Source organism: Aeromonas sp. TECH754, from assembly GCF_056279295.1.
In genome coordinates this window covers 4,037,691-4,050,579 of record NZ_JBWBRA010000001.1, presented here as the reverse complement: position 1 = coordinate 4,050,579, position 12,889 = coordinate 4,037,691, and the positions used below count along the sequence as shown (strand labels likewise).

12 protein-coding genes and 2 pseudogenes are annotated in these 12,889 nt (G+C 57.2%); 6 read left to right on the top strand and 8 right to left on the bottom strand.

Translation table 11 applies throughout. The annotated features are described in order from the left end of the window. Positions 1 to 22: 22 nt before the first annotated feature. From ACZ9IL_RS18535 to ACZ9IL_RS18520, 4 genes and pseudogenes are all read right to left on the bottom strand, one after another. Positions 23 to 922 (bottom strand): annotated as a pseudogene (locus tag ACZ9IL_RS18535) (IS3 family transposase); the annotation flags it as partial. A 9-nt stretch (positions 923 to 931) separates the two neighbouring features. Continuing rightward, a complete protein-coding gene (locus ACZ9IL_RS18530) occupies positions 932 to 2,083 on the bottom strand; it encodes an IS30 family transposase (RefSeq protein WP_476001825.1) in 1,152 nt (383 codons plus the stop codon). A gap of 67 nt (positions 2,084 to 2,150) precedes the next feature. Beyond that, positions 2,151 to 2,395, bottom strand: a pseudogene (locus tag ACZ9IL_RS18525) (transposase); the annotation flags it as partial. Between the two features lie 706 nt (positions 2,396 to 3,101). Beyond that, positions 3,102 to 3,788: a recombinase family protein gene (locus ACZ9IL_RS18520; RefSeq protein WP_476004786.1), complete on the bottom strand. Its 687-nt coding sequence runs from the start codon at positions 3,786 to 3,788 to the stop codon at positions 3,102 to 3,104. A 683-nt stretch (positions 3,789 to 4,471) separates the two neighbouring features. On the opposite strand from ACZ9IL_RS18520, the gene mntA reads away from it, so the two are divergent. The 4 genes from mntA (at position 4,472) to ACZ9IL_RS18500 (ending at position 6,986) form a co-directional block, all read left to right on the top strand. Then, positions 4,472 to 4,906, top strand: coding sequence for a type VII toxin-antitoxin system MntA family adenylyltransferase antitoxin (gene mntA / locus ACZ9IL_RS18515; protein WP_476004785.1), 435 nt, complete (start codon positions 4,472 to 4,474; stop codon positions 4,904 to 4,906). A gap of 1 nt (position 4,907) precedes the next feature. Next, positions 4,908 to 5,252 (top strand): HepT-like ribonuclease domain-containing protein, encoded by a 345-nt coding sequence (locus ACZ9IL_RS18510; protein WP_476004784.1) that lies wholly within the window; start codon positions 4,908 to 4,910, stop codon positions 5,250 to 5,252. A gap of 169 nt (positions 5,253 to 5,421) precedes the next feature. Then, entirely contained in the window at positions 5,422 to 5,676 is a 255-nt protein-coding gene (locus ACZ9IL_RS18505; RefSeq protein ID WP_101323164.1) for a helix-turn-helix domain-containing protein, read from the top strand. Further along, entirely contained in the window at positions 5,676 to 6,986 is a 1,311-nt protein-coding gene (locus ACZ9IL_RS18500; protein WP_476004783.1) for a type II toxin-antitoxin system HipA family toxin, read from the top strand. The genes ACZ9IL_RS18505 and ACZ9IL_RS18500 overlap by 1 nt, the downstream gene beginning before the upstream one ends. 370 nt (positions 6,987 to 7,356) lie before the next feature. Here the strand turns inward: ACZ9IL_RS18500 and ACZ9IL_RS18495 are convergent, their stop codons facing one another. After that, positions 7,357 to 7,749, bottom strand: coding sequence for a tetratricopeptide repeat protein (locus tag ACZ9IL_RS18495; RefSeq protein WP_476004782.1), 393 nt, complete (start codon positions 7,747 to 7,749; stop codon positions 7,357 to 7,359). Between ACZ9IL_RS18495 and ACZ9IL_RS18490 the strand changes: the two genes are divergently transcribed. Further along, complete coding sequence (locus ACZ9IL_RS18490) at positions 7,726 to 8,031, top strand: hypothetical protein (protein WP_476004781.1); 306 nt, start codon at positions 7,726 to 7,728, stop codon at positions 8,029 to 8,031. The two genes, ACZ9IL_RS18495 and ACZ9IL_RS18490, sit on opposite strands and share 24 nt — an antisense overlap. Before the next feature lie 167 nt (positions 8,032 to 8,198). Here ACZ9IL_RS18490 and waaA read toward each other — a convergent pair whose 3' ends face one another. Together waaA and waaF are read right to left on the bottom strand one after the other, a co-directional pair. Next, complete coding sequence (gene waaA, locus ACZ9IL_RS18485; RefSeq protein WP_476004780.1) at positions 8,199 to 9,476, bottom strand: lipid IV(A) 3-deoxy-D-manno-octulosonic acid transferase; 1,278 nt, start codon at positions 9,474 to 9,476, stop codon at positions 8,199 to 8,201. 1 nt (position 9,477) lies between these two features. Continuing rightward, positions 9,478 to 10,575: a lipopolysaccharide heptosyltransferase II gene (waaF, locus tag ACZ9IL_RS18480; protein WP_476004779.1), complete on the bottom strand. Its 1,098-nt coding sequence runs from the start codon at positions 10,573 to 10,575 to the stop codon at positions 9,478 to 9,480. A gap of 328 nt (positions 10,576 to 10,903) precedes the next feature. Between waaF and ACZ9IL_RS18475 the strand changes: the two genes are divergently transcribed. Then, a complete protein-coding gene (locus tag ACZ9IL_RS18475; RefSeq protein ID WP_476004778.1) occupies positions 10,904 to 11,680 on the top strand; it encodes a glycosyltransferase family 2 protein in 777 nt (258 codons plus the stop codon). A 60-nt stretch (positions 11,681 to 11,740) separates the two neighbouring features. Here ACZ9IL_RS18475 and ACZ9IL_RS18470 read toward each other — a convergent pair whose 3' ends face one another. After that, positions 11,741 to 12,790, bottom strand: a complete 1,050-nt coding sequence (locus tag ACZ9IL_RS18470) for a glycosyltransferase family 9 protein (RefSeq protein WP_476004777.1) — start codon at positions 12,788 to 12,790, stop codon at positions 11,741 to 11,743. Between the last annotated feature and the right edge of the window lie 99 nt (positions 12,791 to 12,889).

The window sequence follows — 12,889 nt, the reverse complement described above, 5'->3', positions numbered from 1 at the left end:
CAACTGAATCGCCCCGGCTTCTCTAGACACTTTTGAGCCGTTCGAAATATTGCTTCTCACACTCTACTGGCGATAGCCCATTGTTGAAACTGTGCCGACGCTTGGGGTTGTAAAACATCTCAATGTAATCGAACACATCCTGCCGGGCCTCCTCGCGATCCGCATAGGTTTTACGTCGGATCCGCTCGCGTTTGAGGAGCTGTAAAAAACTCTCCGCCACCGCGTTATCATGACAATTGCCACGTCTGCTCATGCTGGCCTTGAGCCGGTGATCCCGCAAAAAATCCTACCAGTCATAGCTGCTAAACTGGCTCCCTTGGTCAGAATGAACCAGCACTTCCTGTTCGGGTTGCCGTCGCCACACCGCCATCAGTAACGCGCTGATGGCCAACTCTCGGTCGATCCGTGGTCCCATTGACCAACCAATGACTTGTCGTGAAAACAAATCCAATACCGCGGCCAGATAGAGCCAGCCTTCATGGGTTCGAATATAACTGATGTCCGTTACCCAGACCTTATTTGGCTCAGTTACATCGAACTGGCGTTCAAGATGATTCGGTGCAACCACCGTTGGCCGGCCACCATAATGACCGGGACGGCGACGATAACCGGTTTGTGAACGTAAACCTTCATGACGCATTAATCGCGCCACCCGGTGTTTCCCACAGGTCTCGCCCATCTCTCGCAGGTCGTCCCGGATCTTGCGATAACCATAGACGCCGCCGCTTTCTAGCCAACATTGCTTGATCTGGCCCAGAAGGCGTTGGTCTTCAAGTGCTCGGGCAGATAAAGGCTGGTGCTGCCAGGCGTAATAACCGCTCGGGTGGACATTCATCATCCGACACAGTCGGCGGATGGGATGTGTGGACGCGTGCTCCCGGATGAAGGCGTACCTTACCCTGACAGCTTGGCAAAGTACGCGGCTGTAGATTCAACTTGTCAACGCAACACCCTTTTCAATAACTTCTTTTGGTGTTTTAAATTTCAGGGTCTTCCTCGGTCTGCTGTTTAGTTGGGCTGCAACCTTATCCAGCTCCTGCTGGGAATATTGGGCAAGGCATGTCTTTTTGGGGAAAAACTGTCGTATCAGACCATTGGTGTTCTCGTTCGTGCCCCGTTGCCAGGGACTTTGAGGATCACAGAAGTAAACTTTTACTCCTGTACTGGCAGTAAGCTCCAGATGCTTGGCCAGTTCCATGCCGCGATCCCACGTCAGGGACAGCCTGAGCGTGGGTGGCAGTGCCTGGAATTTATCTATAAGCGCTTGATTTACAGACCCTGCATCCTTTCCATTTAGCTTGAGAATAACGGTATAGCGCGATTTCCTATCTACAAGTGTGGCTATGTGAGAGTTATTAGTGCCGGACACCAAATCCCCCTCCCAGTGACCGAATGATCGTCGGTTATCGATGTGCTTGGAGCGCTCGTGGATTGATATGCCATTCACGATATTGATGGTGCCTCTTTCTCCCTTGCGTATATGGCGTTTTCCATGGCGCAGGCTATGAGAACGGCGCAGATGTTTGACAAGCAGGTGGTGCAGCGCACTCCGATTGCGAAAATACAGCGTTTTATAAATCGTCTCGGCGGATATCTGCATCATGTTCTGGCGGGGGAACGTTCTTCTGAGCCACCCAGAGATCTGCTCCGGAGACCATTTTAACTCGAGTTTTTCCAGCACCAGATTTCGCAGTTGCGGATTCCGCTCCAGAAGGCATACCTTGGGTCTTTTGGCCATTCGATTAGCGCGATTATTGGCATCAACAGCTTTGTAGCCGCGTCTACCACGATTACGTTGAACTTCCCGAGATATTGTTGAAGGAGAGCGGTTAAGGGAGCGTGCTATGGCACGAATACTCATTCGTGCCGATAGACCGGCTCGAATCTCCTCACGCTCAGATAACGTCAGGTGAGCTACTGCTCGACGGCGCTCGCTCGGTTTGATGCCTCCCGTGTCCCTCAACATGGTGAAAATGGTGCCGGGCTTTGAATCCAAGATTCTCGCTATCTCGCTGAAGCCTGTTCCCCGCTTCCACAGATCAAAAACAAACGCTTTTTCCTTTGCTGTAAATGTTCGCTTCATTCAACAATCCTCCGCAACGGCATGCTTTCACATGGTTGTTGCGTTGATCAATTGAATCTACAGCGGCCTTTTTTAAGATATCTCGCTCATCGGTGACGCGGCGCAGTTCAGCCTTGAGGCGCCGAATTTCGGCTGGCTGGCGTCGTGCTGTTGCTGCACGTCGGGCTGGCTGTAGCGTTTGATCCAGACGTAGAGACTGTGGCTGGAAACACCAAGTCGCTCAGCGACCTCTGCCACTGGGTAATGGCGCTCAGTCACCTGCTTGACGGCGGCCAGTTTGAATTCTTCCGTGTAACGTTGCTGCTTGCTCATAACACCTCCTGAATGACCTCAGTTTGAGGCTCTTGAGGTGTCTAGGAAAGTAGGGGCGATTCAGCCTTCTGGTCAAGGAAGCACCTCCATGTTGCGCAGAATGCTTGTTGAAGGGCATCGCTTGAGTTAGTCCCATCGCCAGTCAACCGGTTTGGCTCTCACTGAATGCAAAGGCCAAGATTCCAGATAGATAGGAATCCGCCCCCATCTATTCCTGCACACCAAGGTCTCTCCCCCCCCCCAAACAAGATGGCCAACATTCCAGAGAGAAAAACAGTACGAAGTTTCCAGATAGATAGGAAGTCTTCGATCAGGATTCCACGTAGCTCGTTCTGAACTGACATTCCACTATGTGGAAAAATCGCACCAATTTTCCAGATAGATAGTTATCTGGAAAGCAAATGGACGGGAATTGGTTGGGAATGACAGTGTTCATTCCATGGCTCCACATCCTGCGTGATTCCACGCAATCATGTTTGTTACTAACGAACAAAATTCAATTATTTCAGTAGCTTGTTGATTTTTTCCTGAGCAGAGTCCATGGTGATATGGAGTTTTGTCACACGATCACCTGATTGCGAGGTCATCACCATGAACAGCATCGTCATCCTGAGCATCTTGTTTGCATTCCTGATAGGCTTTGGCGCCTTTGCTGCATGGCTGTATATCGAAAAGCGTCGTATGGGTGCTTCGGATAAATGACCCGCTATTTTGCGGAACGGATCTCTTTTGCCACGCACGAAATCAGATGGCGGGAGCAACCCAACATATCCTGGATCACCGAGTAGCTGTGTCCAGTGCTCAACAACTGTGCGATGTGCTGGCGCTTCTTATCATCTTTCTGGCGACCGCGATATTTCCCCTCATCCCTGGCCTTAGCAATACCTTGCTGTTGCCTGCGTCGGCGATCTTCATAGTCTTTGCGAGCGACGGCTGCCAGCATATCCAGTAGCATGCCATTTACAGCCTGCAAAATGGCGCAGGTGAACTCGGAGCGGCTGTCCCCCTGTAACGCCACCCACGAGGTCGGAAGCTCCGGAGAAACGATGGAGAGCTGTTTCTGCGCCAACAGTTGCTTCAGTGTTTGCCAATCCGTCTGATTGAGGCGAGCCAGACGATCAATCTGTTCTACCAACACAATGTCACAGTCTGCTGCATCGCGGATCAGCCGCATAAGCTCAGGCCTGTCCAGCGTCGCACCCGACTCATTTTCCACATAGAAACTGGCAATCTGATGGCCGTGCTCCGCAGCAAAACCAATCAGCAGCTCTCGTGCCCGCTCTGCATCCTGCTCCACTGTCGATGCACGCAAATACGCCCGTATGAACATTGAAACCCCCATCGGTCTGTTTAAATTGGTTCCGAATAATTGGTTCAATATAAATGGTTTCAATATAGTTTTCGAGAGGGTATTGAGTGGTTTTTATGGGGTATACCTTTTTGGAACCATCGCGCGGCATCAAAACACGACCTTTCGGCAGCCTTTTGATCTAACAGCACAAACTTCAAGTCTGCGCCTTCACCAACAGGTCGCTTTTGAGTTGTCTTTGAACGCCTGATACAGACCCACATACTTCAATCAGGATCGGTAGGTTTGCTGCACGTTACGCACAGAAGCAGTAAGCCCGCAGCACGATAATTCGTATATCCCCCTCCAAAAATGACCCCAACGAGACCAAAGCAAAGTTTTCATAGTGTGTTTATTACCTTGCGTAGGGAAAACTATCCCGTTTTGCTTATTTGCACGGTAGGTTCATTGCACGATAAATCCAGCGGTAGGTTTGTTGCACGATAGGCCCATGCGATAGCTACCGAACACCAAAACTTGAAATGCTTTGGAGATGAATACGGATCAACGTGAGGGTTAAAACTGGCTGTTTGGGGGTTAAAATTTAATAATAACCACCACAAATCAAAATGTTATGTTTTGGTCTTTGTTTAAGATATCTAAGTTGCATAGCATTCCAGCTTGGCTGGCTCGATGAAGCCTATTGGAAGTTACGTACAAAAGCCCAGCCATGTGGCACCATACCAACCAGTAGTTCTGTATCGAATGACCAAATGGCCGCACCAAATATGAAACCTGACAGCGATGTTATTCACCAGTTGATTGCCCTCGCCAACAGCAACCACCAGGTGCAGGTACTTTGGCTTTACGGCTCTCGTGCCAAGGGGACGGCTGGGCCCGCCAGCGACTGGGATCTGGCGGTGGCGTTCGATCCGGTCAAACAGAGTGGGCCTCTTGGCGCTGCGCTGGAGAACCGGTTGCGGCCCGAACTGCTGGCGCTGGAGTGGCAACGAGCCCTGGGGCTGGCGGAAGGGGAACTCTCTGTCGTTGATATCAATCAGGCCCCCATTCCGTTGGCTTTTGCTGTGGTCGATGCCAATTACCTTCTCTATAGCCGTGATGAGGGGCGACGCTTGCGGGAAGAGGCGCGGAACATGTCGCAGATGGAACTTGGTTATCCCCGTCGCCAGACAGATATCAACAAGCATCAATCAGAGGAGTAGGATGAGCGATAACGCCTATATCGGCGCTTTGCGCCTCAGCATGTCACGCTATCAGGCAGAGCTGGCAGAGATCCGGGCTATCCTAGCGCAACGTGCGCTTTCCAATCTGGAGTACCGCGCCGCCGAGCGAACCCTGCAGGTTTCTATCGAAGCTTGCATCGGCCACTGGGCCAGAGCACTGGCTGGCCATACGCCGCAGGATGCCTATCAGGCATTCGAGATCCTTGCCCAGCGTGGCGAGCTATCCCCCGAGATCATCCGTAGCGTCATTGCTCAAGGCTATAGCGACCAGCTGTTCACGTTTGCAGAGCAAGGGCTCGATTGGTTGGCCGCCCATATTGATTGAAATGTCGACGTCATCTCCCCGTTTGCTGTTCTCTTACCCGCTATAGGGGATAAATGTTAAATACTGCCTTTGGCGTGTAAATGATATTTACACCCTATAACAGGTAAGCATTGATATACCTGCCATAGCGTGTAAATTGGAAGAACGCACGCTCTCAGGTAGTCGAATCATGAAAGTAACCAGCGCCAAGCAGCTCAGCGCCTGTATCAAGGATGCCAGGCTTTCGCAAAAGCTCTCCCAGGGCAAAGTGGCCGAGAAAGTGGGGATTAGGCAAGACACTGTCTCCAGCTTCGAGCTCAACCCTGAGTCCACCAAGCTGGAGACCCTGTTCAAGATCCTCGCAGCACTCGAATTGTCACTGGATATCAAGCCCCGCAATGAATCATCCGATAGCCCTACATCAGGCTGGAAGGAGGAGTGGTAATGGCCAATCTGGCTGTCTACATGAACGGCTATCGGGTAGGCACATTCACCAAAACTACCAGCGGTGCCCATCAGTTTCAGTACCATGAGTCATGGCTGGCACAGTCAGGTTGCCGTCCCATCTCACTCTCCATGCCATTGCGCCATCAGGCCTACCGGGGCGATGAAGCCTATAACTTCTTCGACAACCTGCTGCCAGATAATCCGGAGGTGAGGAACAGGGTTGTAGCCCGCTATCAAGCGGCATCAACCCAGCCCTTTGATCTGCTCAGTTGCATTGGCCAGGACAGCGTAGGGGCATTACAGCTGGTTGCCGAAGGGAACGATGTTCCAGATATCAGGCAAATCGACTACAAGGCCCTCTCCGATGACGAGCTGGAACAGATCCTGACCAGCTACAAATCAGGAATCCCGTTGGGTATGGTCAGGGAGCAAGAGGAGTTCCGGATCTCCATCGCCGGGGCGCAAGAAAAGACAGCTCTGCTCTATCTCGATGGCCGTTGGTGCTTGCCGCTCAATGCAACACCCACAACCCACATTATCAAACTCCCCATCGGCAAGATTGAAAGCCACTCCTACTCGATAGACCTCTCCCAGAGCGTAGAAAACGAATATATCTGCACTCTGATTGCCAAAGAGTTTGGTCTACCCGTGCCCCACTGTTTCATGATGCAGGTTGGCCAGGTCAAAGCACTTGCTGTGGGGCGCTTCGACAGACGTTACGCCATAGATCGCAGTTGGATCATGCGCCTTCCACAGGAAGACTTCTGCCAGGTATTGAATGTTCCGTCAGCACGAAAGTACGAGAGCCATGGAGGCCCTGGGATCACTGACATCATGACAATCCTGCTGGGCTCTGCTACGCCAGAACAGGATCGCTACCTGTTCATGAAATCTCAGGTGCTGTTCTGGTTGCTGGCTGCAACCGATGGCCATGCCAAGAATTTCTCGGTATTTATAGAACCGGAAGGGCGTTTTCGCCTGACACCATTTTACGACATCCTCTCCATGTACCCCGCATTTGGTGGCCGCGGGCTGCACCCACGCGATGCAAAACTGGCCATGGGCCTGACCGCGACCAAGGGCAAGAAATATGCGATAGAGCAGATATTTCCTCGCCATTTCTATCAGACTGCCAAAGCGGTTGGATTTGAGAAGGTGCAAATGGAAATGATCCTAAACGAAATGGCAAGTAGTCTGGATGAAGTGATCTCGGCCGTCCGTCGGCAGTTACCAGATACATTTCCCACCCAGATTGCGGACTCGATTCTGGATGGACTCAGCACCAGAGCACAGCGTTTAACTCGGTAGTCAACCAACTGAAATGATATGAATCCTGGCCAGAGACAGAACATAAACACCAACCATTGCCACCTTACATCCAGGCCCAGTTTTCCCTGTTTCCCACTTTTCCCACCTCCACTTGGCCAGCGTGGGGATGGTTCCGCATAAACAGGGGGCTATCACCATTGTTTGGGTAGTACTTTGGGTGGTTTTTTCTTAAGAAATCAGAAACCTTATATCATGCCTATGATTTTTATAGTTATTTACAATCCAGTATGTAATCAGATCCAGAACATCGAGTGATCCCGCGCCGTTGCTGAGACGATTGAAAAAGCCCTTGTTAACAAGGGCTTTTTTGTTGGTATCGAATGGACGATCAGTTGGCCGCGATCTGGACTCAACCACCGAGCAGGAAGCCGGACTTCTCTTTTGCCGGTTGGGGCGCGGCCTTCAACGCTGTGGTCAGATCCTGTGCCTCCTCGCACTCGCCGCACAGGCGCTGCAGGATCTGCAGCTGTTCCTGGGCCTTCTGCCGCTCGCCGTTTTGCAGGTAAGCCTCACCCAGATATTCGTGGGCGCCGCGGTGTTTCGGGTCGATCGCCAGGGCCTTATCGTAATAGGGAAAAGCCTGCGACAAACGGCCGGACTTGCGGGCCACGTAACCCGACCAGTTCCACACATCGGCCGAGTGGGATGCGCTGTGGCGCAGCTCCCGCAGCTCTGCCTCTGCCTGCGACCATTGCTGCGCCTTCACCAGTTGCTCGACATGCTGCAACTTCTGCTGGGTCATGGACCAGCCACCGCCCCCGCCGTTGCCACTGCTGCCACCTCCACCACTACTGCCCCCTCCACCACTACTGCCGCCTCCGCCACTGCTCCCTCCGCCCCCGCTACTACCGCCTCCTCCGCTGCTCCCCCCACCTCCACTACCGCCGCCGCCTCCTCCACTGCTACCACCACCCCCCGCCGCCAGCGCCAGGCCGCTGCTGAGGCACAGGATAGCCACCAGCAATATTTTCGGGATTTTCATGACTCGCCTCCACAGGTTCGATCTCGGGATCCCACCTACTAGATTAGACCTCTCCCGGATCCGGAGATGCGACGGCCGCACGGCTTGGCAGCCCTGAGGAAAACCCGCCAACCAGCCATGACTATGGAACCAAGGGCCGGTCGTTAAAGCGTCATGGAAGAAAGGAGAAAAGCGGGGCAACACGGGCCGGCAGGCTGCCGGCCCGTGGGTCAGTCGTTTTCCAGGCTGGCGAGGCAGTGGGACAGGGTGCGGGCCAGGGCGCCCTGGTTGCGCAGCACCACGGCGCGGGCCTGCTCGCCCATTTCGCGACGCTGGTGCTCATCGCTCAGCAACGCGCTCAACCTGGCTCCCAGCGCGGCCACATCCGCCACCACCATGGCGCCACCCTGAGCCACCAGCTGGCGGGTGATGTCGCTGAAGTTGAAGAAGGCGGGGCCGGTCAGGCAGGGCTTGCCGAGCGCTGCCGGCTCCAGCAGGTTGTGGCCGCCGATGGGCACCAGGCTGCCACCGACGAAGGCCACATCGGCCGCCGCCAGCATCAGCGGCAGCTCCCCCATGGTATCGCCAAGATAGATCCTGTCGGTTGCCTCGAGAGGCTCGCCCAGGCGGTGGTGCACGGAGCGCCGCACGCAGCCATAGGGCGCGCACAGCTCGGCCACCCGCTCGAAGCGCTCGGGATGACGTGGCACCAGCACCAGCAGCGCCCCGGGATGCGTCACCCGCACCCGATCGAAGGCGGCAAGCACCTGCTCGTCCTCCCCCTGATGGGTGCTGGCGGCGATCCAGACCGGCCGCTCGGCTCCCAGCGTCTGGCGCAGAGCCTGGCCCTTGGCCAGCAGATCATCATCCAGCTGGATGTCGAACTTGATGGAGCCGGTCACCGCCAGTCGCTCGCGGCCGATGCCGAGGCGATGGAAGCGATCGGCGTCGTCCTGGTGTTGGCAGAGCAGGTGAGTCAGCGGTCGACTGAGGGCATCGAAGGCCCCCTGGAAACGGGCATAGCGCTGGCAGGAACGCTCGGAGAGCCGGGCGTTGAGGATGGTCACCGGCAGATGCCGTGCCTCGCAGGCCGCCAGCCAGTTCGGCCACAGCTCGGTCTCCATCACCCAGAGCGCGCGCGGCTTGAAGGTGTTGAGGAAGGCGGCGATCGCCCAGGGATAATCGAGGGGGGCGTAGCGATGCACCACCAGCTCGCCGAGCTTGGCGGCCTGCTCGGCGCCGGTGCGGGTGGTGGTGGTGAGCAGGATTGGCAAGTCCGGCCGCTCGGCCTTGAGGGCTCGAATGAAGGGGGTGATGGCCAGCGTCTCCCCCACGCTGACCGCGTGGATCCACAGCGGCGCCTCCTGCCCGCTCGGCGGCAGCCGGCCGAGGTGCTCGGTCCAGCGCGTCCCGAAACCCGGCTTGCCCTTCTTCGGTCGATAGAGCGCCAACAGCACCAGAGGCAGGCCGAGGTGGATCAGCAGACGGTAGAGCAGGCGATAGATCATGCTACTTATTACTGGATTCAGTAGAAGAATCTTCCACTGACTCTATTGCAATAGTCAGATCCCCTGCCTCACCGCGCTCCAACCGCTTTCCCGCCGCGATGACCTGCTCCGGCATCAGCTCGATCAGGCACTTGAGGTGACCGAACTTGCAGGTGCGCTTGAAGCAGGGGCGGCACTCGATGTCGGTGTGCACTATCTCGACCCTGTCCGCCAGGGGTGGCGTGTAAAGCGGCGAGGTGGAGCCATAGACCCCGATCAGTGGCCGGTTGAGGGCGGCGGCGACGTGCATCAGGCCGGAGTCGTTGGCGATCACCCGCCCCGCCAGCGCCATCAGATCGATCGCCTCGTGCAGGCTGGTCTTGCCCGCCAGCACGTGGCAGTTGGGACGCGACAGCGGATTGATGCGATCGCGGATGGTGTTGGCCACCTCGACATCCTTGCCGGAGCCGAAGATCCAGACCTGCCAGCCCTCATCCAGGTGCTTCTGGGCCACCACGGCGTAGTGACCCTCCGGCCAGCGCTTGGCCGGGCCGAACTCGGCGCCGGGGCAGAGCACCAACACCGGGCGGGCACGATCCAGCCCGAGCCGCGCCAGCGCCTGCTCCTGATTGACGAGATCCACGTGCAACGAAGGATGAGGAATGGTCGGGATATCGGCCCGGCTCTTCACCTGCGCCTTGGGATAGGCCAGCGCCAGATAGGCTTCCACCATCAGCGGGAAGGCCTGCTTGTTGCTGCGCAGATCGTTGAGCAGGCCGAAGCGGTGTTCTCCCTTCCAGCCGGTGCGCAGCGGGATATTGGCAAACCAGGGGATCAACGCCGACTTCATGGAGTTCGGCTGGATGATGGCCTGATCGTATTGCTCGGCGGCCAACTGCTTGCCGAGCCGGCGGCGGGCCCCCAGCTTGAAGTCGCCGTGGCCGAGCGGCATGGGGATGGCCTTGTCTACCTCGGGCATCCGCTCCAGCAGCGCCACACACCAGGCCGGTGCCATCACATGCAGCTCGCAGTCGGGTTGATTGGCCTTGATCGCCTTGTAGAGGCTCTGGGACATCACCATGTCGCCGACCCAGGAGGGGCCGATCACCAATATCTTCATCTCACACGTCTCTTGGGCCACGCCCAGCGGTTATTCGTTACTGGTCGAGATTATGCCCCAAGAGTAGCCGGATAAATAACAGAAGATCCGTCATCTGGTACTGCCAAGGCCCCGAAGGCGCGGTCCTGCGCTGCATTCGACCAAGGGAGGGCAAGCGCCGCGCACGATCGGACCGATGGCGGAAGATCCCCGCGCCCTGACCGACAGGATGCCCACCTTCCCCTTTGAATCTTTCCCGGGATCCCTGCCCCGACCGTCGTTTTAGGCTAGAATGGGCGCCAATATGACCGTGGCCCGCCAGCCGGGCGCCAACGAGAGCCCTTTACCCGTGACAAAACCGACTCTGGCGGCCGTCCTGATCGTCAAGAATGAAGCCGACAACCTGCGCGCCTGCCTCGCCTCCTTGGGCGATCTGGTGGACGAGATCGTCATCCTGGACTCCGGTAGCCAGGACGAAACTCCGAGCATTGCCGCCGAATTCGGCGCCCGCTTCTTCGTCAACACCAATTGGCCCGGCTTTGGCCGCCAGCGCCGCCTCGCTCAATCCCACGTCCAATCCGACTGGGTGTTGTGGCTGGATGCGGACGAGCGGCTCACCCCCGAGCTGAAGGCGGCCATCGCCACCGTCATGGCCAACCCGGCCCCCGACACCATCTACTCGATCCCGCGCCTCTCCTGGGTGTTTGGCCGCTTCATCCGCCACAGCGGCTGGTATCCGGATCGGGTGCTGCGGCTCTATCCCAAGACGCTGACCAGTTACAACGAGGTGCTGGTGCACGAGAAGGTGGAGGTGCGCGCCAACATGCAGATCGTCAACCTGCACGGCGACCTGCTTCACTTCACCTACCGGGATCTGGAGCACTATCTGGTGAAATCCGCCGGTTACGCCAGGGCCTGGGCCGATCAGCGCACCGCCCGCGGCAAGAAGGGCTCCCTCGGCCAGGGACTGGTGCACGCGCTCGGCTGCTTCCTGAAGATGTACCTGCTCAAGGCTGGCTTCCTCGATGGCAAGCAGGGGCTGCTGCTCGCCATCCTCTCCGCTCACTCCACCTTCGTGAAGTACGCGGACCTCTGGATCCGCCAGCAACCCCAGGCGCCGAAATAATCGCCACCGCCGCAATCAGCGGCGTCGGACAATGAAACAGGGCCCGCGAGGGCCCTGTTTTTATTGCTCGGCTTGCGCCTGCCAGAACGGCGGCGCCCAGCGGGCGATCGCCGCCGCCATGGTCTTGGGATCGAGCTGGCTCATGTCCTCCGGGTGATCGCTGTCTTCCGGCGGACTGAACGCCAGGTGGCGTCCCTCGCTGTTGAGCGGACGCCAGCGCAACGGGGTGGCGGAGCGGTGGGCCGGGAAGAAACCGACGGTCGGCACGTCCAGCGCCGCCGCTATGTGCAGCGGTCCGGTGCTGCCCGCCACGAACAGGGCGGCGTTGGCCATCACCTGGCAGAACTTCGGCAGCCCCTCGTCGGAGCGATAGATCCAGCCGTTGCCACCGTGAGCCAGCAATTCCGCTGCGAGCTGCTCGGCCTTGCTCTCTTCCCCCGGCCCCGCCGTCAGCAGGCACTGCAGCTCGGGGCAGGCCTGGTTGAGCTTGATGATGAGGCGGGCGTACTGCGGGATCGAGAGGTTGTTGGCCGAGCCGCCGCTGCCGGCATGCACCATCAGCCAGGGGCGGCTGGCGTCCAGCTTGAGCCTGGTGGCCAGTTGCTCGCGCACCTGCTGCAGGATCGCAGGATCGAAGCTGAGATAGGGCGCCCTGGGCTCCACCGCACTCAGTTGCTGATCGGCGAGGAACCGACGGATCAGGTCCAGGTTGTATTCGAACTCCGGCTTCTGGGAGCGGGAGCGACGCTGGATCAGGCGCTGGTTGTAGAGCACCTGCGCCAGCTTGGTAGCCGGCGCCAACCGATAGGGGATGTGCGCCTTCCACACCAGCATGGCGTTGCGGGAGTTGGAAAACAGACAGATGGCGGCATCGAAGGCGGCACCCTTGATGCGGGCCTGCAAGGCCCTTTGCTGCTCCTTGTCGGCCCGTGAGCCCGGATCCAGGATGATATCGTCGATCCAGGGGCAGAGACGGGCCAGGGGTGCCGTGTAGGCGGGCACCAGGGCAGTCACATGACAATCCATGGAGCCCTTGAGCATGGCAAAGCTCGGCCAGGCCAGCATGAAGTCACCAATCTTGTCATTGCGAACTACCAGAATGCGTTTCATAAGAAATCCCTTTGCTTCCTGTCACCAATGCAGGAAGGCTTGATGCGCGGTGCCGGTATTCTTGCCTGATGCACTGCTATTCTCAAGCGACGACCTTAT

What these genes read in the sequence shown, in the direction of transcription:
- ACZ9IL_RS18505 (WP_101323164.1), top strand. Translation starts at nt 5,422, where the DNA reads ATGAAAGTAACCAGCGCCAAGCAGCTCAGCGCCTGTATCAAGGATGCC.
- ACZ9IL_RS18500 (WP_476004783.1), top strand. Translation starts at nt 5,676, where the DNA reads ATGGCCAATCTGGCTGTCTACATGAACGGCTATCGGGTAGGCACATTC.
- ACZ9IL_RS18510 (WP_476004784.1), top strand. Translation starts at nt 4,908, where the DNA reads ATGAGCGATAACGCCTATATCGGCGCTTTGCGCCTCAGCATGTCACGC.
- ACZ9IL_RS18490 (WP_476004781.1), top strand. Translation starts at nt 7,726, where the DNA reads ATGCTGCAACTTCTGCTGGGTCATGGACCAGCCACCGCCCCCGCCGTT.
- mntA (WP_476004785.1), top strand. Translation starts at nt 4,472, where the DNA reads ATGAAACCTGACAGCGATGTTATTCACCAGTTGATTGCCCTCGCCAAC.
- ACZ9IL_RS18530 (WP_476001825.1), bottom strand. Translation starts at nt 2,083, where the DNA reads ATGAAGCGAACATTTACAGCAAAGGAAAAAGCGTTTGTTTTTGATCTG.
- ACZ9IL_RS18470 (WP_476004777.1), bottom strand. Translation starts at nt 12,790, where the DNA reads ATGAAACGCATTCTGGTAGTTCGCAATGACAAGATTGGTGACTTCATG.
- ACZ9IL_RS18495 (WP_476004782.1), bottom strand. Translation starts at nt 7,749, where the DNA reads ATGACCCAGCAGAAGTTGCAGCATGTCGAGCAACTGGTGAAGGCGCAG.
- waaA (WP_476004780.1), bottom strand. Translation starts at nt 9,476, where the DNA reads ATGATCTATCGCCTGCTCTACCGTCTGCTGATCCACCTCGGCCTGCCT.
- waaF (WP_476004779.1), bottom strand. Translation starts at nt 10,575, where the DNA reads ATGAAGATATTGGTGATCGGCCCCTCCTGGGTCGGCGACATGGTGATG.